Raw genomic sequence first — 21,076 nt, 5'->3', positions numbered from 1 at the left:
ACAGCAGGTCGCAAACCGCTCGCGACCTCATTTGCGATGGTAACAACACAGGCAGCATCGACCATAATGGATATCCGGCGCCTCAAATCTTTCATCGTCATTGTCGATAGCGGCAGCATCACGCGCGCCGCCGATATCCTGCATCTTGCCCAGCCGGCGCTCAGCCAGCAGCTGGCAGCGCTGGAGGATCATTTCGGGCAGAAACTGCTAATTCGCAGCCAGCAGGGCGTGACGATGACGGATGCCGGCCAGGCGGTCTATCGACACGCGCAGATCATCCTGCGGCAGATGGAGCAGGCTCAATCGGATGTTGCCACCGCCGGCCGATCACTGGCGGGACGCGTCTCTGTCGGGCTCGTGCCTTTCAGCAGCGCGGCAACTCTTTCGGTGGAGCTTCTGGCGGAAACGCGAAAACGCCATCCCGGCATCCTTTTGCATCTCACCGAAAGCGTCGGGCAGACCTACAGCCAGATGATCATGAACGGCCGCCTGGAAATGGCGCTCATTCATGGTGTCGGACCGATCAAGGGCGTGCGCTTCGAACCGCTGTTGAAGGAAGAGTTTTTTGTCGTCGCGCATCCGGATTTCGAAATCGAGGCAAGCGATGCGCCGGTTCCGGTCACGGCACTCGACGGCCTGCCATTTCTGATGCCGCCGGCTTACAATTTCGTGCGCCGTGCGGTCGACACCGCGTTTTCGCGCAGCAAGGTCGAGCTGAAAGTGGTGGCGGAGGTGGAGATTGTGAGAACACTCAGCCGCTCCGTTGACCGGGGGCTGGGGGTCACGATCATGCCCAAGGCCATTGCCGACCGGCTGATTGCAGAATCCAGCGAAAAGCTGATTTGCCGGCTTGTGTCGCCGCGCATCGAGGAAACGCTGTCGCTCTGCGTTTCCGATCAGACACCGCTTTCGGAACCTGCGGTCGCGGTGAAGGATATTCTCGTGGAACTGACGGCCAGATTGAAAACCTGACCGTCAGGATCGGCCGAAAGGCCGGTTACTTCATGTCTCGGCAGTACTGGGCGATACGGTTGCAGCCCTCTTCCAGCATTTCCATGCTTGTGGCGTAGGAAATGCGGAAATACGGGCTCATGCCGTAAGCCGCACCCTGCACGGTCGCGACATGGTGTTCCTCGACCAGACCGATGACGAAGTCGACATCTGTTTCGATCTTGCGGCCACCCTTGGTGGTCTTGCCGATCAGTTCCGACATGTTCGGAAAAATGTAGAATGCACCGTCCGGCTTGTGGGCACGCAGGCCATCGATTTCCGCCAGACGGCCGAGCACGTAATCGCGGCGGGTCTTGTAGATGGACGAACGTTCCTTCAAGAGATCCTGCGGACCATCAAGTGCGGCAACGGCGGCCGCCTGCGTCAGGGTCGAGGTGCCGCCGCTGTTCTGGCCGTTGACATTGCTGATCGCGGCGATGAGATCCTTCGGTCCGCCGCAATAGCCCAGACGCCAGCCGGTCATGGCATAGGCCTTGGACACGCCGTTCATGGTCAGAACCCGATCATAAAGACGCGGTTCGACTTCGGCGATCGTGCAGAACTCGAAATCGTCATAGACGAGATGTTCGTAGATATCGTCGGTCAGGATCCAGACATGCGGATGGCGCAGCATGACCTCGGCGATTGCCGCCATTTCCGCGCGCGAGCAGGCAGCGCCCGTCGGGTTGTTCGGAAAATTCAGGAACAGCCATTTCGTGCGCGGCGTGATCGCTGCTTCGAGGTCTTCTGCACGCAGCTTGAAACCGGCATTTTCCGGGCATGGCACAGAGACCGGCACGCCGCCGGCAAATTTGACGATATCCGCATAGCTGACCCAGGACGGCGCCGGGATGACGACTTCATCGCCCGGATTGCAGGTGGCGAGAACTGCGTTGAAGATGACCTGTTTGCCGCCGCCCGACACGACGATCTGGTTCGGCTCATAGGTCAGGTTGTTTTCGCGTTTGAACTTGCGGATGATCGCCGCCTTCATGGCCGGCGTACCGTCCATGGTCGGGTATTTCGTGTCACCCGCAAGTGCTGCGGCGTAGGCTGCTTCGATGGCGTGTGGCGGCGTCGGAAAATCCGGCTCGCCGGAGGACAGGCTGACCACCTTGATCCCCTGGGCGGCAAGTTCGCGGGCACGCTGCGTCATGGCAGCGGAGGCGGAGATGGAGACGTTTTTCAAACGGTCGGCTGTGGCGGGCATGATCTGGTCTTCCGGTTTGTCTAATTCTGAATGGAAAAAGGGAGAGGCCGCGGCTTTAGCCGACAACCTCTGATGCAGGTGCCAGCGTGCCGCCGACAGCCTCGATTTCGCTGCGCACGATCCGTGCCAGCTCAAGCGAACCCGGCGTATCGCTGTGAACGAGAATGGATTTTGCCGGCATCGCGATGGTCACGTCGTCGATTGTGGTGACGGTGCGTTCAACGAGGAACTGGCGCACACGAGCACGCACGGCCGCCTCATCCTTCACCAAGGCGCCGGGCAATCCACGGGCAACAAGACGCCCCTGGGCATCATAGGCGCGGTCGGCGAGAAACAGCAGCAGTGTCTTGAGCGAGGCCCGCTTGGCAGCGGATTCGATCTCGCTGCCGGGCATGGCAAAGATGATCAGTTTGGGATCGACGGCGCGGATCGCATCCATCATCAGGTCGGCCAGCTTCGGATCACGATTGACCATATTGCCCATGGCCGCGTGAAAACTGAAATGGGCAACACGCTGGCCTTCGCTGGCGGCAATCGCCTTCAGCGCCCCCAACTGGTAAAGCATCTGCTGGCGCAGTTCATCAGCAGAATAGGGGATTTCGCGGCGTCCGAAGCCGGCACGATCCGGCAGACCGGGATGAGCACCGATGCCGACACCGTTGGCCTTGGCGAGCCGCAACATACGGGCCATGGTTTCCGGATCGCCGCCATGGAAACCGCAGGCGATATTGGCCGAGGAGACGACTTTCATCATCGCCTCGTCATCGCACAGGCTATAGGGACCAAACCCCTCGCCCATGTCGGAATTGAGATCGATCTTCATTCCATCCTCCCTCAGTTCAGCACCTGCAATGCGCCGCAAACCAGGCGCGCGGTCCGGCGGACATCATCGATGAAAGCTGCTACAGCCTTTTCGACCTCCGCCGCCTGAGCATGCGTCGCGCGGACAAAACGCAGGCGGCTGCCGATACGCGCTTGGCCAAGACGCCAAAGGTCGACCTCGATCACGCCGGCAATTTTTGGATAACCGCCGGCCGTATTGGCATCGGCCATCTGGATGATCGCCTCGCCACTCGGCGGCACCTGAACGACACCGGATACCACGCCGTGAGACCGCATTTCGACTGGCGTCGTTGGCTTGATCGCGTCACCCATCAGGCGATAACCGGTGCGGTCGCTTTGCGTGGAAATCTTCCAGGTCTGCGACCAGAAACGCTCGGCATCCTCTCCGAACAACCCATATTCCCCCGCCGGAATGGCGCGGATGACAAGCGCACCGTCTTCATGGGCAGGATAGACATCGGCAAGCGCAAAGGCGGGATCGACGACAGAGATGCCTGCGGCGGGAAGGTTAAGGGGACTGGAGACCTCCCCCGTTTGCAGAGTGTCACCCGCAATCAGAAAACGTCCCTCTCTGCCGCCAAAAGCACCGCGAAGCGAGGTGCTGCGCGAACCCATTACCGGTGCAACATCGATACCGCCGGCAATGCAGATATAGGCACGAGTGCCAACGCGCGGCTGGCCAAGCTCCAGCACCTGCCCGGCCTCGACCGAAAGCGCACACCAGGGTTGGACCGTACGCCCATCGAGCGAAGCGCCACAATCGGCCCCGGTCACGACAAAAACCGTCGCTTTCGAAAAGCGCAGCTTGAACGGATAGGTCTGGATTTCGAGCGCGGCCGCGCCAGCTTCGTTGCCAAGCAAGCTGTTGCCGATTTTCAGTGCCAGCGGGTCCATGGCGCCGCTGGTGGTGACGCCGATATTGCGAAAACCGGGTCGGCCAAGGTCCTGCACCGTGTTGAACGGCCCTGTCTGGATGATCTCTATCATAGCTCTATGCTCGCTGGCACGAAACGCACCGTATCGCCCGGCGCCATCACTGCGGGCGTGGCGGACATCGGATCGAACATCTGCAATTCGGCGAAACCGATCGAATTCCAGCCATTGGGTCCGGTCAGAACAGCGACGCCCGTCTGCATGCCGCCGATGGTGAGGCATCCCCGCGCCATATTGAGCGACGGTACTGTCTTGCGCGGCATGTAGATGCGTGGGTCAAGTCCGTGCAGGTAACCGAAACCCGGCGCACTGCCGAGAGCAAAAACCCGGTAGGTTCCTTCGTAATGGATGCGCACGACCTCGCGGTCTGACAGGCCTGACCTGTCGCAAAGTGCCGCCAGATCGGTGGCGTGTTCACCACCATAGGTGACGGCGATTTCGATCGTCCGGCCCGCCAGATCGATGCTTTCAGCATGTTCCCAGGCTTCCAGCAGACGCACGGCCAGAGTCTCCGGGTCTTCGGGCGTTACCTTCAAGACGACGAGAAGGTTCGTCATGCCGGGAACGATCTCAAGGACATCACGCCACAGTTCCACGGCACGGGATAGAGCCCAGATCCGTCGTTGCGAAGCGAGGTCGAAGTCGCCGGTCGCCTCGAGAAGAAAGGCGCGGGAGCCGATCGGCGAAACGCGAGCGCCATTGCGGTCGAGCGCGAGTGTTTCAACAGGCTGGGACATTTGGGAGACTGCGGCGTTCATGCTTCTGGCTCGACTTCTGCAATCGGATCACCGAAACCGACGATCGTTCCGGGTTCAACGAGGTGTTGGCGCAGGCATTTCGACGGACCGGCCGAAACGGGCAACAGGATCGGACCGACCTTCAGGAAGCCGACCGTATCGCCTGCAGCAAATGCTCCCGGCGCGCCTGTGCGGGACAGATCGGAAGGCCAGAATTCACCGACCATCGGTGCCGTCACGACGACCACTGCTCCGCCGACATCCGTCTTGCTGGAGCGCACTTGACGCGCATGACCATCGGCCGAACCTGCCACGCGGATCAGCAGGCTCTGGTCGGGCCGGGTGATTTCGATACCATTGATGCCAGCGACCTCAAGTGCGGCGCTCAGCCGTTCGATGATGGCTGGGTCGCTCAGATCCAGCTTGCTCATGCCGCCCCCCGCGTCTTCAGCCATTTTTCCAGATAATGGATATCCGTTTCCCCCTCAGCGAAGGCGGCATCTTCAAAAAGTTCGCGAAGGAGCGGCAGATTGGTGGCAATGCCTTCCAGCCTGAAGGCCGCAAGCGCCGACCGGGTGCGTTGCATCGCATCGGCCCGATCGCGACCTGTGACGATCAATTTCGCAATCAGCGAGTCGTAATAGGGCGACACCTTGTAACCGACTTCAACATGGGTATCGACACGGATGCCCTCGCCTTCCGGCAATTGCAGTGCGGTGATGACGCCCGCCGACGGCATGAAGGTCGCGGGGTCCTCGGCATTGATACGGCATTCGATAGCATGACCCGTACAGGTCACATCGCCCTGCTCCATCGACAAAAACTCGCCCTGGGCAACGCGCAATTGCTGCTGGACGATATCGATACCGCTGGTTTCCTCGGTGACCGGGTGCTCGACCTGCAGGCGGGTGTTCATCTCTATGAAATAGAAGGCGCCGTCCTCGTAAAGAAATTCGAACGTGCCAACGCCACGATAGCCGATCTGCTTGCACGCCGCGACGCAAGCGGCCCCCACAGGGCCGATCAGGGCATCGGAAATGCCGGGCGCCGGCGCCTCTTCGACCACCTTCTGATGGCGGCGCTGCATGGAGCAGTCGCGGTGACCAAGCCAGACGGCATTGCCGTGCGTATCGCACAAAACCTGTATTTCGATATGACGCGGGTGCTGGAGAAATTTCTCCATATAGAGCGCCGGCGTTCCGAAAGCCTTGCGGGCTTCTTCGCGTGTCAGCGACACCGCTTCAAGAAGTTCGGCCTCGGTCAGCACGACGCGCATGCCGCGTCCACCGCCGCCTCCGGCAGCCTTGACGATCACCGGATACCCGATCTCGGCCGCAACCGCTCGGATTGCGTCAGCTTCCGATGGAAGTTCAGCATCGGGTCCGGGCACACAGGGCACACCTGCGGCCACCATGGCGCTTTTGGCGGCGATCTTGTCGCCCATCGTGGCAATGGCGCTTGCATCCGGGCCAATGAATGTCAGACCCGCCTCCTCCACGGCTGCAGAGAAGCGGGTGTTTTCCGAAAGGAATCCATAACCCGGGTGAACGGCACCGGCACCGGTGAGACGCGCTGCCAGCAAGATAGCGTGCTGGTTAAGGTAGCTCTTCGAAGCAGCCGGAGGCCCGATGCAAACCGATTGATCGGCACTTTTGACATAGGCCGCATCCTTGTCGGCCTGAGAGCAGACCACGACAGTCTTCAATCCCATCTCACGGCAGGCGCGCACCACGCGCAACGCGATTTCACCGCGATTGGCGATCAGAACCTTGTCGAAATGCTGGTGCGGCTGCATCACACGATCTCCGCCAGCATGTCGCCGGCTTCGACTTCCACGCCATTGACATCGGTCAGTCGTGTGATCCTGCCGGCACGGGGTGCCGCGATCTTGTTGAAAACCTTCATGGCCTCGATGATGAACAGCGTCTGACCTTCAACGACCTCATCACTGACCTTGACGAAAGGCGGATCGCCTGGTGCGGGGGCGACATGCAGGACGCCGAATATCGGCGCGGCGACCGTGTTCGCTGCATTCGCCGTTTCGCTGGACAGGGCGACATTCTCGATGGCATCGGCACTCGCCGCCACCTTTTCCGGGGCGGCCGAAATCCTGTCGCGAAATATCCGGACGGTAGTATCCTTTTCCGAGACCATCAGTTCGGTGACATTGGAGCGGCCAACGAATTCGATCAGGGTCTCTATCTTTGACAGGTCCATTTCCCGGTCCACATATGGGCTGCACGGATGGCCGCCGCATGGAGCAGGCGACCATCGATCACAGGCCAATGGGTAACATAGCCGACCGGCTAATGGGGTCAGACGAAGTTTTAATGGAGTTGGTGTGAAGCAGGCATAGGGTTCCGCTGTTGAGCCATAACGAACCGTCGCCCTTACATTCACTTGGCCAAATGGACGCGATAAAAATTATTTCCAGACGGGAGGGGATTGATCGCTAATAGATACGCGCGGCGTTGATCTCGACTAGTGCCGGACGAATGTGGTCAATCCGCACGATATCGCAGCGCATCCACGAGCAATGCGAATGCAGGTGATGCAAGCCGACGACTGGGATAATAGAGGTGGTATCCCGGAAACGGGTCGCACCAATCCTCCAGAACCTGGATCAGGCGGCCGTCCCTCACGAGGGGACCGAGATGATCGTCAGGGAGGCAGGTCAGTCCTATTCCGCCGAGGGCGGCGTCAATGATCATCGGCACGTCGTTGCAAACGAACTGACCATCGACCCGGACATTGACCGGCCGCCCTTCCCGTTCGAACTCCCAGGTGTACAATCCACCAAGGGTCGGCAGGCGCAGGTTGATGCAGCGATGCTGAGTAAGATCCTGCGGGGTTTGCGGCTTCTGGTTCTTCTTGAAGTATTCCGGTGATCCGGCAACTACCATCCGTAGTTCGGGTCCGATGCGGACGGCAATCATATCCTTCTCGATACTCTCTCCCAGCCTGACTCCTGCATCATAGCGCTCACTGACGAGATCGACGAAACGCTGCTCTATCGAAATCTCCACGTTGATGCCCGGATAGTCGGCCAGGAGTTTCTTCACGGCGGGCATGAGGATTGTCTCGGCCGCATGCCTGCTCGACGTGATGCGGATGTTGCCTCCTGGACGCTGTCTCATCGCCGACAGCGCATCCATCTGATGGCTGATCTCGTTGAACGCTGGCCGCAAGGTCGACATCAGTTTTTCGCCCGCCTCTGTGGCGACGACATTGCGCGTGGTGCGGGTCAGCAGGCGCACGTCCATCCTTTCCTCGAGCCGCCGGACCGTATGGCTGAGGGAGGACTGAGACGTGCCCATCAGCGCCGCGGCTCTGGTGAAGCTGCGCTCTTCGGCAACCGTCAGGAAGGCAATCAGGTCGCCAAGTTCATCGCGCTTCATTCATGAATCCAGGATATAAGTACATGCCGGACTTACCATCTAATTGGAAGACCAATCCAGCCTTAAATCACTCCACACGACGAGGTGATCGCCAGTTGATCAGGATCTGAGTCTTGCTGACGTCGACCTGATCGCAACACGCGAATGGAGACTGGATATGAAAAAGCGCATCCTTGGAACCTCAGGCCTGGAAGTCTCGGCTCTTGGCTTCGGCTGCATGGGGCTGGACTTCGGCTACGCCAGCAAGCTCAGCAAGCAGGAAGGCGTCACGTTGATCCGCCAGGCGGTCGAGCGCGGCGTGACATTCTTCGACACGGCCGAGATCTACGGGCCCTTCACCAATGAAGAAATGGTGGGCGAGGCCCTCTCACCCGTGCGGGAACAGGTGTTGATCGCCACCAAGTTTGGCTTCAAATTCGAAGACGGGAAGCAGGCAGGATTGAACAGCCGCCCGGAAAACATCAGGAAGGTGGCGGACGACAGCCTCAGACGCCTCGGCGTCGAGGTGATCGACCTCTTCTACCAGCATCGCGTTGATCACAACGTCCCGATCGAGGATGTAGCTGGAGCGGTGAAGGATCTCATCGCAGCGGGTAAGGTCAGGCATTTCGGCCTTTCGGAACCGGGCGCGAATACGGTGCGCCGTGCGCATGCAGTGCAGCCCGTGACGACGCTCCAGAACGAGTATTCGCTCTGGACCCGCGGTGTGGAAACGAACGGGATCCTCGAAACCTGCGAGGAGCTCGGCATCGGTCTCGTTCCCTACAGTCCCCTTGGCAAGGGCTTCCTGACAGGTGCCATGTCGAAGGACAGCAAGCTCGGCGAGGGTGATTTCCGCAATATCCTGCCGCGCTTCACACCCGAGGCGATGGAAAAGAACCAGGCACTGGTCAATCTTCTCAAGTCGATCGCAGCCGAAAAGGGCGGCACGCCGGCCCAGATCGCCCTCGCCTGGCTCCTCGCGCAGAAGCCATGGATCGTCCCGATCCCCGGCACGACCAAGCTGCACAGACTTGAGGAAAACCTCGCGTCTGTCGATGTCGAACTGACGGCAGCCGAACTCGCCCGCATCGAGCAGGCTGCTTCTGAAATCACGGTCGAGGGTGAGCGCTACCCCGAACACCTGCTGAAGACCACAGGCCTCTAATCCCTGAACATCAAGAGTGGGTGGCACCCTCGGTGCCGCCCATGTGATGCCGAAAATCCGGAAAGCCATTCACAAACATGACATCCCCAGTACAGGTCGGCTCCGAAGACGGCGTAGCCGGCACCTCTATGGAAACCGCTGGAGCACGCTGGCACGTACTTGCGCTTCTGAGCGCGCTCATGGGTTTCGCCTCGATCTCCACGGATTTCTACCTGCCGGTCATGCCTGATATGGCTGCCCAACTCGGCGCTGACGCGGGTTCGATCGAATACACGATATCTGGTTTTCTGATCGGCTTCAGCCTCGGGCAACTCTTGTGGGGGACCGTCAGCGACAAGTATGGTCGCCGGATACCCGTCGCCATCGGTCTCGTCCTTTTCATCATCGGGTCCATCGGATGTGCCACATCCGGCTTCGTCCAGACGATCATCTTCTGGCGAATCCTTCAGGCGCTTGGCGCCTGCGCAGGTGTCGTCCTCGCGCGCGCGATGGTTCGTGACCCCTATCAAGGTCCGCGAGCGGCTCAGATGCTGTCGACACTGATCGCGGTCATGGCGATAGCGCCGCTTCTTGCCCCGATCTTGGGCGGACAGATTGCCGCCATCGGCGGATGGCGGTCGATTTTCTGGACACTCGTCGCGCTCGGTTCACTCTTGCTCGCCGGAATGTTCACGCTTCCCGAGACGCTGCCCGTCGAACGGCGACGCACCGATCCGCTTTCCAGCGCCTTCAAACGCTACGCTCAGCTTCTGTCCCATCGCAAGATCCTCGGCTACGCGGGCACCGGAGCGTTCTTTTAAGCCGGCATGTACGCCTATATCGCCGGAACGCGATTCGCCTTCATTACCTATCATGGCGTTCCTTCGGAAAATTACGGACTGCTGTTCGGGGCCGGGATCGTCGCCACGAACCTGATCAATGCTCGCCTCGTCCATCGCTTCGGGATGAACCGGATCATGTTCGCCGGCACCACCATCGCGACCGTCTCCGGCCTCGTGCTTGCCGTCAATTCCTACAGTGATTTCGGCGGACTCTGGGGGGTGTTCATACCCCTGCTGGTTTTCGTCTCGGCGACGGGCCTGATCGTTGCCAATTCAATCGCGGGCGCCATGGCGGACTACCCGGAGTAGGCTGGCTCCGTTTCCTCCCTCGTGGGCGCAGTCCAGTACGGAAGCGGCATGCCGGATCCGGTCTCGTAGGGGCTTTCGCCAACGGCACGCCATGGCCCATGGGCTGGGTCATAGCAATCATGGCGGTCGGATCGACCCTGTGCGCATGGCTGGTGACCGCGCTTCATTCAAAACATGAAATCGGAGAAGTCAAATGACCGGAACTCCTCTCAAAATTCTGAGTGTCGGTGCGACGGGCAGCATCGGGAGACTCGTGGTGCCCGAGGCCTTGTCGGCCGGGCATTCCGTCAGGGCACTGGTTCGCGACACGCGCAAGGGGCGAGCGCTCGGCGACAACGTCGAACTCGTGCTCGGTGACCTGAGCGAAAGCGAAAGCCTCAAGGCGGCAGTCGACGGTGTGGCTGCCATAATATTCACCCATGGCTCCGATGGAATGGGCAAGCTCGGTGCCGAGCATGTCGATTATGGCGGTGTTCAAAACATTCTGTCGGCGGTTGGATCGCGGCAGGTCGCGATCGCTCTCATGACCGCCATCGGCGTGACCAATCGAACGGGCAGCTACAATCAGACGACCGAGGCGCATGACTGGAAGCGCCGCGCCGAGCGCCTCGTACGCGCTAGTGGCCTCCCCTATACGATCATTCGCCCCGGATGGTTCGACTACAATGATCCTGATCAGCATCGGCTGGTTTTTCTGCAGGGCGACGAACGGCAGTCCTGTACACCCGCGGACGGTGTGATCTCACGCATGCAGATCGCCCAAGTCCTAGTCGGGAGCGTCACAGACACATCCGCCCACTGGAAGACGTTCGAGCTTGTCGCGGAACACGGTCCTGCCCAGGAAAGCCTGACTCCGCTGTTTTCAGACATCGACCGCGACAGGCCGGGCTCGCTGGATGCGGTCCGGGACGTCGACAACATGCCGCTCAGCGAAGAGCCCGCAAGGGTTATGTCGGATCTCGACGCCGTCCGGGCACGCAAGGCGTCCGCCTGAAACATCAAACACGATCAACCATCGAAACCTGACTATTGAAAGGACCAGAACCATGCTGGCAACAATGCTCCATGGCCCGGGCGACGTACGCTGCGAGGAGGTCACCGAGCCCAAAATCCTCAAGCCGACCGATGCCATCATTAAGCTGGCGGCATCCTGCATCTGCGGTTCGGACCTCTGGCCCTACCGTGGTGCGAACGAAGTGACATCGCCACTTGCCATGGGGCATGAATACTGCGGCGTGGTGGTCGAAATCGGCAGCGCTGTGAATACGGTTAGGCCCGGCCAGTTCGTCGTCGGCTCCTTCTGTCTGTCCGACAATACTTGCCCGCACTGCAGGTTCGGCTTCCAGTCCTCCTGCGAACAGGTCGAATTTATGACGGGTGCGCAGGCTCCGTTTGCTCGTGTGCCTTTGGCCGATGGCACACTGGTCCCCACGGCGGAAATGCCATCCGACGACCTGATCCCGAGCCTGCTGGCGACGTCCGACGTGCTTGGTACGGGATGGTATGCGGCGGATGCGGCAGGCGTGCAGGAAGGCTCCACCGCCGTCGTCGTCGGTGACGGTGCCGTCGGACTGATGGCGGTTCTTGCCGCCAAACGGATGGGTGCGGAGCGGATCATAGCCATGAGCCGCCACAAGAGCCGCCAAGATCTTGCACTGGAGTTCGGAGCAACGGACATCATTTCCGAACGCGGCGATGCGGGTGTCGCCCGCATCAAGGAACTGACCAACGGCGTGGGTGCCGCATCGGTGCTGGAATGTGTCGGCACGCAGGAATCCATGTCGCAGGCCATCAATTGCGCCCGTCCCGGCGGCAAGATCGGTTTCGTCGGCGTTCCGCATGGCGTGACCTTCGACGGCCAGCACCTGTTCTTCCAGCAGAAGAGCCTGCTGGGTGGCCCCGCCCCTGTGCGTCGTTTCCTCCCTTACCTGATGGATCTCGTCATCGATCGCGAGATCAACCCCGGCAAGGTATTCGACCTTAAGATCCCTCTTGCAGACGTCGCAGAAGGCTACAAGGCGATGGACGAACGCCGGGCGATCAAGACGCTTTTGCGCTTCTGACCTGCCTGCAGGTCATGCAGCCGATCTGGATTGCGTGACCTTTTGTTCGAATTCATGAACTGGGCGCATAGGGCCAATAGGAATTGCCCATCTAATCTCCTGGGATTGCTCCCCCATCTCTAAATGCGGCCCATCGTGCGACGCGCGATGCTGACTTGCACCACGAAGAGGATTTCTGGATGAAGAACATCGCCGCCAGTATCGCCATATCAACGCTCGCAGCCACTGGCGTGGAGGCTCAGGAAGAACGGCGGCGGATCGCGCCCCCGGCGGTCTATGATGTGGCCCCCGGCCTTGGGCACTTCACCGACAGTGTGCTATTCGGCGAAGTGTGGGAACGGGCGGAACTCCAGCCGCGTGACCGCAGCATCGTCACGGTCTCTGTCTTGGTGTCTACGGGCAAGTCCGCGCAGATCGGCAGTCATGTCCGCCGCGCGCTCGACAATGGTGTCAAGCCTTCCGAGATCGGAGAACTGATCACCCAGCTTGCCCTCTATTCCGGTTGGCCGAACGCGATTTCAGCAGTCCAGGAAGTCAAGAAGGTGTTCGACGAGCGCAAGATCGCTCCCGTGGCGAACAGCGAAGAGGCACGCATCGAGCTGGAGGCAGCAGCCGAAGCGGCACGAACGGCAAGGGTCAACACGACCGTGGCTCCAACCGTGCCGGCTCTCGCCGATCTCACCAACCGGGTCCTGTTCGGCGATCTGTGGCAGCGGCCGGACCTTTCAGCCCGTGACCGCAGCCTTGTCACCATGACTGCACTTGTCGCCATTGGCCAGCCGGAACAGCTTCCCTTCCACGCCAACCGAGCGATGGACAACGGGCTGACACAGTCGGAAGCTTCGGAAGCCATAACCCATGTCGCATTCTACGCCGGGTGGCCGCGCGCCATGTCCGCCGTTCCCGTTCTAAGAGCCGTCTTCGAAGCTCGCGCTGCGAATGCCCAGCCGACATCGACTGATACAAGCAAGGATACATCCTCCATGGATATCAAGATCACACGTGCGAACACGAACCCGGCAGCGGGTCCGGCGGACTATTTCACAGGCGATGTGGAGGTGGGCAGCCGTTTCAGCGCAGACGCTCCGGCGACTGTCAGCGGCGGCGTCGTTTCCTTCACGGTCGGCGCACGCACAGCCTGGCACACGCATCCGGTCGGCCAGACGCTTTATGTGATTTCTGGACAGGGTCTTGTTCAGAAGGTTGGTGGCCCCGTCGAGGCGATCCGGCCCGGAGACGTAGTCTGGATTCCGGCCAACGTGAAGCATTGGCATGGCGCTTCTCCGGATCAGGCGATGTCTCACTTCGCCATTTCAGAATCGGATGAGGGAAGTTCCGTCACCTGGATGGAGAAGGTGACCGACGAGGAATACGCGTCCAAGCCTGCGATAGACTGAGTCGGTATGGAACTGGAGGTCGATGACGAGCTGGACAACTGGGGAAGAAGACGCTTGCTGAAGGCATTGCCTCTAACCGCTGCGGGTCTTGCTCTGTCGGCTTCCGGCACTTCCGCGCAACCGGCGACCAGCCAATCCTCGAGGGCGCTGGTCGCATTCTACTCGCGCACGGGCAACACGGCGGTCGTTGCCCGCCAGATACGTCGTGCGCAAGACGCTACACTTTTCGAAATACAGACAAGAAACCCATATCCGGAAGATTACGAAGCGACGGTGGAGCAGGCACGCCGTGAGACGGCGCAGCGCTATCTGCCAGCCTTGGGAAACTTCGTTGCCGACCTCGGCCGCTACGACCTGATCTATCTCGGTATGCCGATCTGGGGCATGACCGCGCCTCCGGTCATCAGATCCTTCCTACGCGCGCATGATTTTTCCGGCAAGGTGGTGGTGCCGTTTATCACCCACGGAGGTTACGGAGTTGGCAATAGCCAAGAGGTTTTCCGTACCCATCTGCCTGCTGCTACTTTAAAACCTGCCTTTTCGATGGAAGCGGGCCAGGAAAGGCGGACCCTCGAACAGGTTTCCGGCTGGCTTGATCGTGGCTAGCGAGCTCGCCAAAGATAACAACGTGGCTTTAGTGAATGAATGGCCCGACGGGTCTGGAGCGGTTCAAAAACGTCTAGGCACTGATCGCAGTCGGGTGAAATTTCAGTGGTAGGAAACGACTTACGGCCGGAGTTCCGGCTGGCATTAAAGTCTTGAAGCGATGTGAACCTATGCTGCCTACTTTGCCATCATTCTTTTGTCAGACAGGCAGTCAGGTTAGCGAAGTGACGAAATGGTTCCGGTCAGCACTGCGATGGCCAAATATTCACCGCGCCGTCGCTTCGAGCGGACATGGTCGATCGTTGCGTTACGCGCATCTGGTAAGATAGGCAGCATCGCTGCCCCTCGGTTGCGTAGCCTTTTCCCACAACCGAAGGAAGATGTCATGGACGAGATCCCCGGCGGTTGCCCTGCAGCCGATGCGCCAGAAAATCTGGCGCTCAAGCCTGTCATGTTCGGCAGCATACAACTTGGCAATGTTCTCGTAAGCTATGGTCATGGGAAGAGGCTGGCTCGCTTGCACAAAAGACACCCTTGCTACAAAAGTCGTAGAAGCCTTTCAACCTCAATAGTTTAGATCAATTCTACTGCGCCAAGCACATCGCGCAAACCCTTCATTTCGCAGTGATGTTTTAGCAGTCGAATTCGCCCGTCTTTGCCCTGTTGCATATTTTTCGCCGGTTTGCACAGGTTCGTAGGAGAGCATGCTTTTGCCCCACCGTTGCGAAGATGCGACACGTCTTAAAGCAGATGGCCAAGACCGAATGCCAGAAGCCAAGCACCTGACACGAGCGTCACGACATCTATCATCGTCCTGAAATGATGATCACGAAGGCGCGCCACGAGGGGACGGATCAGGAACGTCCCTGCCATCAGTGCACCGCCGATGACGACGCCCCGCAGCATGTTTGTTACCGTCATGGCGCCGAATTCCCGGAAGCTCACGATCTTGGCGGCTTGGACGAGAAGCGACGCGGCCGCTTCCGTTGCGATGAAGGCGCCGCGTACAAGGCCGAAGGCCAGGAATGCCGGGACGCTCAGCGGACCCGTCGAAAGGAATATCCCGGCCAGGAAGCCGACCACGGCGCCGGTCAATGCCAGATGGCCGATCCCGGCGGTTGAAAATCTGGCCGTGGCCATGCGGCGGATCGGCACCAGCGCCATGATGAACAGGCCGAGCATCGCTTCCGGCCATCCCGCCGGCAGGTGGATGAGCGTATAGGCGCCGAGCGCTGCGGCCGGCATGCCGGGCAGCGTGTAGGCGAGCACCGCTTTCCAGACGATCGACCGCCACCAGGCCAGTGCGCGCGACAGATTGGCGAGAAAACCCGCCACCGCCATGATCGGGATCGCCTCGACCGCGCCGAACATCGGCACCAGAACCGGCAGAAGCAGAAGGCTGGCTCCGGTGCCAACCAATCCGCTCAGCGCACCTGCGGCCAGAGCGACGCTCAGAAGGACGAGCCATTGATCCAAAGGAATGTCCTTTTTCGATCCGCTTCAGCTGGGAAAAGCGTCGTTCAACTCGGTGATCGCCTCGTAGGTCGGCAGCGAGACGGGGCGATTGCCGACAAGGAAGAAGAGCTTTGCCGATCTCTCCGGTTCGTCATAGGCGTTCACGGCTCCTGGAGAGACGTACCCACAACACGATGGGACCATGACAGGCCCGTAGCATCGCCTTATGTTCACCCGCAAGGCTGCGCACCGCCTCCGTCAGTTTCCGGTCGCGGAATGCGAACTGTATCGACATAATCGAGCATATGGGCAAGCAGTGCCTGACCGTATCGAGGCAGCTGCTCGCGACTTCTGACGCAAAGATAGAGCTCCCTCTCTGCCCACGCATCCGCAATCGGCAAAATGCGGAGGTTCATCATACGGGAATAACGCATCGCAGCGGTTTCCGGAACAATACCGATTCCCACGCCGCTCTCGACAACACGGCACATTGCCTCGAAATTTTCGACACGCATCCGTATCGTTGCGCGCCGACCGAGTTCGGCCGCAAGCCGCCGCAGGAATTGCGACAAGGCCACATTTTCGTTGAGCGCGACGATCGGACAGTCAAGAATGCTCGTGTAGGCAAGCGGCCCTTCAAGTTGCGAACCCTCGGGAGCGATAACGGCCAGCCGATCCCGCACAAATGGCCAGACCTCAAGACCGGTCATGTCTGCCGACGCCGCCACGATGCCGATATCCGCTTCGCCATTCCTGAGTAGGTTGACCACTTCGAAACTTGGCTTGTCCTTGACGCTGACGACGATGTCGGGGTTATCGGTGAGAAACCGCCCGAGAATCTGCGGCATATGCTCGGACAGCATGTTCGTATTGGAAAGCAGCCTGATGCTGCCTCCGCGCCCCTCCGCAAACGCTTCGAGCTCCACTTCCAGCTTTCTGGCACCGTCAAGCACCAAACGTGCATGACGCGCGAGCATGTCACCGGCGAGCGTTGGCCGGATGCCCCGCCCGGTCCGCTCCATCAGCGGAAGCCCGAAGCTGACTTCCAACTTGCGCAGCCGCGCGCTGACCGCAGCTACGACGATATTGTTCTGCAAGGCCGCTGCGGTCAGGCTTCCGCCCTCGACGGCCGAGAGAAATATCCTGAGATCCGTGAGGTCGAATTTCATGGCTTTAAGCTTTCACAGTTGGTGAAGGCTGTTTTTACGACAAACTGACTACACAAGCTATCTTTCGCGGCGCTATGACACAAATCAAGTCGCGCCGTGACACATCGACACGCCTCAGGTTTAATCCTGAACCCGTTAAACAAGCTTTTTGTTCAAGAATTGCTTCAATACGAGTGGTATTTTCCCGATTTGCCAGCTCGGTTCGCGACGATGAAGATCGGCCCGGCGTGTGGGAGGCACGTCTGGAACCGTTATTGATTGTTCATGCTTGATGAAAGCACAGGGATATATGCCTAAGCCTCCTGTCTTGCCCGGTACTTATTTCGGGAGCACTTTGTTTGCGCCGATTTCCGCTTCAATCCGCCCCGCGGTTCTCTGTCTTTCGGCGCTGGTCGCAACGGCCGGCGCGAGCTTCGCGGATGAGACTGCCGATCTCGTGGCGCGCGGTCGTCATCTTGCGACGGCGGCCGACTGTGCCGCCTGTCACACCGCGCCGCATGGCGGCACACCCTTTGCCGGCGGCTACGGCATCGACACGCCGCTCGGCAAGATCTTTTCGACCAATATAACGCCCTCGAAAACCGACGGAATCGGCAATTACAGCGAAGAGGACTTTTCGCGTGCCGTGCGTGATGGCGTTGCCAAGGACGGCAACCACCTTTACCCGGCAATGCCCTACACCGCTTATGCCAAGATCACCGACGCCGACATGAAGGCCCTTTACGCCTATTTCATGCAGGGCGTAAATCCGGACGATCACAAGCCGCAGCAAACCGAGTTGCCCTTCCCGTTCTCGATCCGCACTTCGATGGCGGTGTGGAACCTGCTTTTCCTCGACAAGACACGTTTCGAGCCCAACCCCGCAAAATCCGCTGAATGGAATCGCGGCGCCTACCTGGCCGAGGCGCTGGAGCATTGCGGGACCTGTCACACTCCACGCAACGGTTTCATGGCGGAAGATACCGGCCAGCCGTTGGCAGGCGGCGCGATCGGCCCATGGTTTGCGCCCAATATCACCTCCGACAAGGTTGCCGGCATCGGTGGCTGGTCGGATGGTGATCTTATCCAATACCTCAAGACCGGCAATGTCGCCGGCAAGGCCCAAGCTGCGGGTCCGATGGCGGAAGCCGTTGAAAACAGCCTGCAATATCTGCCAGACGAAGACCTCAGGGCGATCGTCACCTATCTGAAGGACGTGCCGGCCGTAGCCTCAAGCGACCAGCAGGCGCGCGATACATATGGCGAGCCATCGACCGCAATCGAGGCGTCCCTGCGTGGCCTGCCGGGTCAGGCGCGGGATGAAAACGGCTATCACATTTTTAGTGGCAGTTGCGCCGCCTGCCACCAACCGGAGGGACAGGGCAACAATCATTATCCGTCGCTGTTCAACAACACCGCGACCGGCGGCGACCGCCCAGACAACCTGATTGCCACCATCCTCTATGGCCTGCATCGGACCACGGCCGAAAACGTCGCCTTCATGCCCGCTTTCGGACCTGATGCTGCTTACACCGACCGTCTTTCGGACAAGGATATCGCCGATGTCAGCAATTACGTGCTGGCCAATTACGGCAACCCGGCTGTCAAAGTGACCGCGACCGATGTCGCCCGGATCCGCGACGGCGGCGAGAAGCCACTGATCGTTAGGCTGGCACCGTTGGCAGCCCCCACCGCAATCGTCGGTGCCGTCATCGTTCTGGCGCTGGTCGTCTGGTTTGTGCTGCGTCGCCGTTCGCGTCCGCTTGCGGCCTGAACGACAACCATCGCCTTCCCCTTTCCGCATTGATCGCTCCCCGGAGATCCTAATGCCTATCGATACCAAATCAACGGCCGCCTTCGGCCAACCCGTCTCGCGCCGCGGGCTGCTGCGCACCACGGTCGCGATTGCCGGCCTGGCGCTTACCGCTGATCTTGCTGGCCCGCTTTCGGCAACCGCCGCTGACGATGGTGTGGTGTCCTTCACGCAATTGTCGGAATTCCTCACAGGCTACTCACTGGATCCGGTTCTCGGCGCCCGCTTCCTTGCTGCGCTGAAGAAACGCGACGGTGACCTCGATGCCAGCATGGATGCATTGTCCAAGCTGATTAGACAATCCGGCGTGCCGAACATGGATGGCTTTCTAGCGCTGACCGGCACCGAACCGGCGCTGACCAAAACAGCCACCAAGATCGTGTCCGCCTGGTATCTCGGCGTCGTCGGCGAACCGGAAGATGCCGAGCTAATCACCTATGCCGAATCGCTGATGTATCGCCCGACCAAGGGCCTCCTTACCATCCCGTCTTATGGTCCCGGCCCCAACGCCTGGGGACCGAAGCCATGTAGCAAGATCTGACAGGAACAAAGACAATGGCTAACACATCCTATGATGCGGACCTGATCGTCATCGGCTCGGGCGTCATGGGCGGCATCATTGCCGCCAACCTCGCCAAGGCCGGTAAGAAGGTCATCGTTCTGGAGGCCGGTCCGCGCGTCAACCGCCGCGAGATCGTCGAGACCTATCGCAATGCGCCGGTGAAACTGTCGCTTGCCAATGCCAAGCTGCAGGGCGCCGGTTCTCCGTTCCCGAGCCTGCCGCATGCGCCGTCTACCTATGGAGATTACCTGCAATACGAGGGTCCGGTGAAATACAACACCTCCTACCTGCGGGTGGTTGGCGGCACCACCTGGCATTTTGGCTCGGCGCTGTGGCGGATGATCCCGAACGATTTCAAGATCCAGTCGCTCTACGGCCGCGGTCGTGACTGGCCGATCGGTTACGCCGATCTCGAGCAATATTACAACAAGGCTGAGCTCGAACTCGGCGTCACCGGCACCGATGGGCAGGACGAAAGCGGTCAGGGCGGCGGCCCAATGCCGCCACGCTCGATGCCCTTCCCGATGAAGCAGCTGAACTCCTCCTATATGTTCGACACGCTTTCGGAAAAGCTTCTCATTGGTGGCTTCAATCCGGTTCTGGAACCGCATGGGCGCGCCTCGCGCCCCTATGGCAACCGCCCGGTCTGCGCAGGCAACAACAATTGCAATCCGGTCTGTCCGATCGGTGCCAAATATGACGGGTCGATGCATATCGACGAGGCCGAACGCCATGGCGCCAAGCTGCTCGACAATTCGCCGGTCTACAAGATCGAGGCCGGTGACGACGGCAAAATCACGGCCATCTGGTACAAGAAGCCGGACAATTCCGAACATCGCCTGACGGCCAAATATTTCGTACTCGCCGCCTACGGCATCGAATCCGCAAAACTGCTGCTGATCTCGACTTCGGAACAATATCCGAACGGCATTGCCAACTCGTCCGATCAGGTCGGCCGCAACCTCATGGACCATACCGGTATCAGCATGAACATGCTGACCAAGGAGGACATGTGGCCGGGCGAAGGCCCGACGGAGCTTCTGGTCTATTTGAACCAGCGCGATGGCGAATTTCGCAAGGATTACCCGAGCTACAAGATCAAGGTGCGCAACACCGTACCGACCGCGCAGATGACCGAAGGTTTTCTGAAGAAGGGTATTCTCGGGTCCAAGCTGGATGAACAGATCCGCAAATATTCGGCCCGTTCGCTCAATTGGGCGATCGATTTCGAACCGCTGCCTTTGGCCGAAAACCGCGTCACGCCGTCGAAGACCAAGTTCGACGCGCTCGGCATCCCGGTTCCGGTTCTCTATTATTCGGTCACGGACTACTGGAACGCCGGCCGTGACCGCGGCCTGCAGGATCTCAACAAGATCGCCGAACTGCTGGATGCCGAAGTCCTGTCGACCGACGTGAAATGGCAAAACCGTCAACATGTCATGGGCACGACCCGCATGGGCGATGACCCGAAGGATTCGGTCGTCGACCGCGATTGCCGCACGCATGACCATCCCAACATGTTCATCGCCGGAACCAGCGTCATGCCGTCAGCGTCGTGCATGAACCCGACACTCACCGGAGCCGCTCTGAGTGTTCGGATCGCCGAGCAATTGATCCGGGAATTATAGACGTTAAGCCAATTTT

At 59.9% G+C, this 21,076-nt stretch carries 21 protein-coding genes; 11 read left to right on the top strand and 10 right to left on the bottom strand.

Going from position 1 to position 21,076, the window contains the following annotated elements:
- Window positions 1-66 precede the first annotated feature (66 nt).
- Complete coding sequence (gene nac / locus EDF70_RS21700; protein ID WP_132277832.1) at window positions 67-972, top strand: nitrogen assimilation transcriptional regulator NAC; 906 nt, start codon at window positions 67-69, stop codon at window positions 970-972.
- A 25-nt stretch (window positions 973-997) separates the two neighbouring features.
- Here the strand turns inward: nac and EDF70_RS21695 are convergent, their stop codons facing one another.
- The 8 genes from EDF70_RS21695 to EDF70_RS21660 all read right to left on the bottom strand — a co-directional run bounded on the left by EDF70_RS21695 (window position 998) and on the right by EDF70_RS21660 (window position 8,111).
- Complete coding sequence (locus EDF70_RS21695) at window positions 998-2,200, bottom strand: pyridoxal phosphate-dependent aminotransferase (protein WP_132277830.1); 1,203 nt, start codon at window positions 2,198-2,200, stop codon at window positions 998-1,000.
- Window positions 2,201-2,255: 55 nt separating this feature from the next.
- Window positions 2,256-3,023, bottom strand: a complete 768-nt coding sequence (locus EDF70_RS21690) for a 5-oxoprolinase subunit PxpA (protein ID WP_132277828.1) — start codon at window positions 3,021-3,023, stop codon at window positions 2,256-2,258.
- Between the two features lie 11 nt (window positions 3,024-3,034).
- Entirely contained in the window at window positions 3,035-4,030 is a 996-nt protein-coding gene (locus EDF70_RS21685; RefSeq protein ID WP_132277826.1) for a biotin-dependent carboxyltransferase family protein, read from the bottom strand.
- Entirely contained in the window at window positions 4,027-4,713 is a 687-nt protein-coding gene (pxpB, locus tag EDF70_RS21680; RefSeq protein WP_245519279.1) for a 5-oxoprolinase subunit PxpB, read from the bottom strand. The genes EDF70_RS21685 and pxpB overlap by 4 nt, the downstream gene beginning before the upstream one ends.
- 17 nt (window positions 4,714-4,730) lie before the next feature.
- The gene (locus EDF70_RS21675; RefSeq protein ID WP_132277822.1) at window positions 4,731-5,144 is read right to left on the bottom strand and encodes an acetyl-CoA carboxylase; all 414 of its coding nucleotides are present in this window, start codon (window positions 5,142-5,144) and stop codon (window positions 4,731-4,733) included.
- The gene (gene accC / locus EDF70_RS21670; protein ID WP_132277820.1) at window positions 5,141-6,508 is read right to left on the bottom strand and encodes an acetyl-CoA carboxylase biotin carboxylase subunit; all 1,368 of its coding nucleotides are present in this window, start codon (window positions 6,506-6,508) and stop codon (window positions 5,141-5,143) included. Before accC ends, EDF70_RS21675 begins: the two co-directional genes overlap by 4 nt.
- Window positions 6,508-6,930, bottom strand: a complete 423-nt coding sequence (locus EDF70_RS21665; protein ID WP_132277818.1) for a biotin/lipoyl-containing protein — start codon at window positions 6,928-6,930, stop codon at window positions 6,508-6,510. Before EDF70_RS21665 ends, accC begins: the two co-directional genes overlap by 1 nt.
- A 284-nt stretch (window positions 6,931-7,214) precedes the next feature.
- Window positions 7,215-8,111, bottom strand: coding sequence for a LysR family transcriptional regulator (locus EDF70_RS21660; protein ID WP_132277816.1), 897 nt, complete (start codon window positions 8,109-8,111; stop codon window positions 7,215-7,217).
- Window positions 8,112-8,268: 157 nt separating this feature from the next.
- Here EDF70_RS21660 and EDF70_RS21655 point away from each other — a divergent pair, with 157 nt between their 5' ends.
- From EDF70_RS21655 to EDF70_RS21630, 7 genes are all read left to right on the top strand, one after another.
- Window positions 8,269-9,258, top strand: a complete 990-nt coding sequence (locus EDF70_RS21655) for an aldo/keto reductase (RefSeq protein ID WP_132277814.1) — start codon at window positions 8,269-8,271, stop codon at window positions 9,256-9,258.
- A gap of 179 nt (window positions 9,259-9,437) precedes the next feature.
- Window positions 9,438-10,058: an MFS transporter gene (locus tag EDF70_RS30385; RefSeq protein ID WP_245519278.1), complete on the top strand. Its 621-nt coding sequence runs from the start codon at window positions 9,438-9,440 to the stop codon at window positions 10,056-10,058.
- A gap of 6 nt (window positions 10,059-10,064) precedes the next feature.
- Window positions 10,065-10,388, top strand: coding sequence for a hypothetical protein (locus EDF70_RS30380; protein WP_245519277.1), 324 nt, complete (start codon window positions 10,065-10,067; stop codon window positions 10,386-10,388).
- Window positions 10,389-10,581: 193 nt separating this feature from the next.
- Window positions 10,582-11,382 carry an SDR family oxidoreductase gene (locus EDF70_RS21645; protein ID WP_132277812.1) on the top strand — a complete coding sequence of 267 codons (801 nt, stop codon included), beginning with the start codon at window positions 10,582-10,584 and terminating at the stop codon, window positions 11,380-11,382.
- Between the two features lie 52 nt (window positions 11,383-11,434).
- Window positions 11,435-12,451, top strand: a complete 1,017-nt coding sequence (locus EDF70_RS21640) for a zinc-dependent alcohol dehydrogenase family protein (protein WP_132277810.1) — start codon at window positions 11,435-11,437, stop codon at window positions 12,449-12,451.
- Window positions 12,452-12,630: 179 nt separating this feature from the next.
- Window positions 12,631-13,848: a carboxymuconolactone decarboxylase family protein gene (locus EDF70_RS21635; RefSeq protein ID WP_132277808.1), complete on the top strand. Its 1,218-nt coding sequence runs from the start codon at window positions 12,631-12,633 to the stop codon at window positions 13,846-13,848.
- Window positions 13,849-13,854: 6 nt separating this feature from the next.
- On the top strand, window positions 13,855-14,454 hold the full coding sequence (locus tag EDF70_RS21630) for a flavodoxin (protein ID WP_132277806.1): 600 nt from the start codon (window positions 13,855-13,857) through the stop codon (window positions 14,452-14,454).
- 741 nt (window positions 14,455-15,195) lie between these two features.
- Here EDF70_RS21630 and EDF70_RS21620 read toward each other — a convergent pair.
- A complete protein-coding gene (locus tag EDF70_RS21620; RefSeq protein WP_132277802.1) occupies window positions 15,196-15,930 on the bottom strand; it encodes a sulfite exporter TauE/SafE family protein in 735 nt (244 codons plus the stop codon).
- Window positions 15,931-16,139: 209 nt separating this feature from the next.
- Window positions 16,140-17,078, bottom strand: a complete 939-nt coding sequence (locus tag EDF70_RS21615) for a LysR family transcriptional regulator (RefSeq protein ID WP_132277800.1) — start codon at window positions 17,076-17,078, stop codon at window positions 16,140-16,142.
- Between the two features lie 334 nt (window positions 17,079-17,412).
- Here EDF70_RS21615 and EDF70_RS21610 point away from each other — a divergent pair, with 334 nt between their 5' ends.
- The 3 genes from EDF70_RS21610 to EDF70_RS21600 are packed head-to-tail and all read left to right on the top strand — an operon-like array spanning window position 17,413 to window position 21,060.
- Window positions 17,413-18,831 (top strand): cytochrome c, encoded by a 1,419-nt coding sequence (locus EDF70_RS21610; RefSeq protein ID WP_245519276.1) that lies wholly within the window; start codon window positions 17,413-17,415, stop codon window positions 18,829-18,831.
- A 52-nt stretch (window positions 18,832-18,883) separates the two neighbouring features.
- On the top strand, window positions 18,884-19,411 hold the full coding sequence (locus EDF70_RS21605; protein ID WP_132277796.1) for a sugar dehydrogenase complex small subunit: 528 nt from the start codon (window positions 18,884-18,886) through the stop codon (window positions 19,409-19,411).
- 14 nt (window positions 19,412-19,425) lie between these two features.
- Window positions 19,426-21,060 (top strand): GMC family oxidoreductase, encoded by a 1,635-nt coding sequence (locus EDF70_RS21600; RefSeq protein WP_132277794.1) that lies wholly within the window; start codon window positions 19,426-19,428, stop codon window positions 21,058-21,060.
- Window positions 21,061-21,076: the final 16 nt, after the last annotated feature.

The sequence above is a fragment of the Neorhizobium sp. JUb45 genome, assembly GCF_004343585.1.
GTDB lineage: Bacteria > Pseudomonadota > Alphaproteobacteria > Rhizobiales > Rhizobiaceae > Neorhizobium.
Note: the sequence above shows the minus strand (reverse complement) of the source record. Positions and strands in the feature narration are given on the sequence as shown.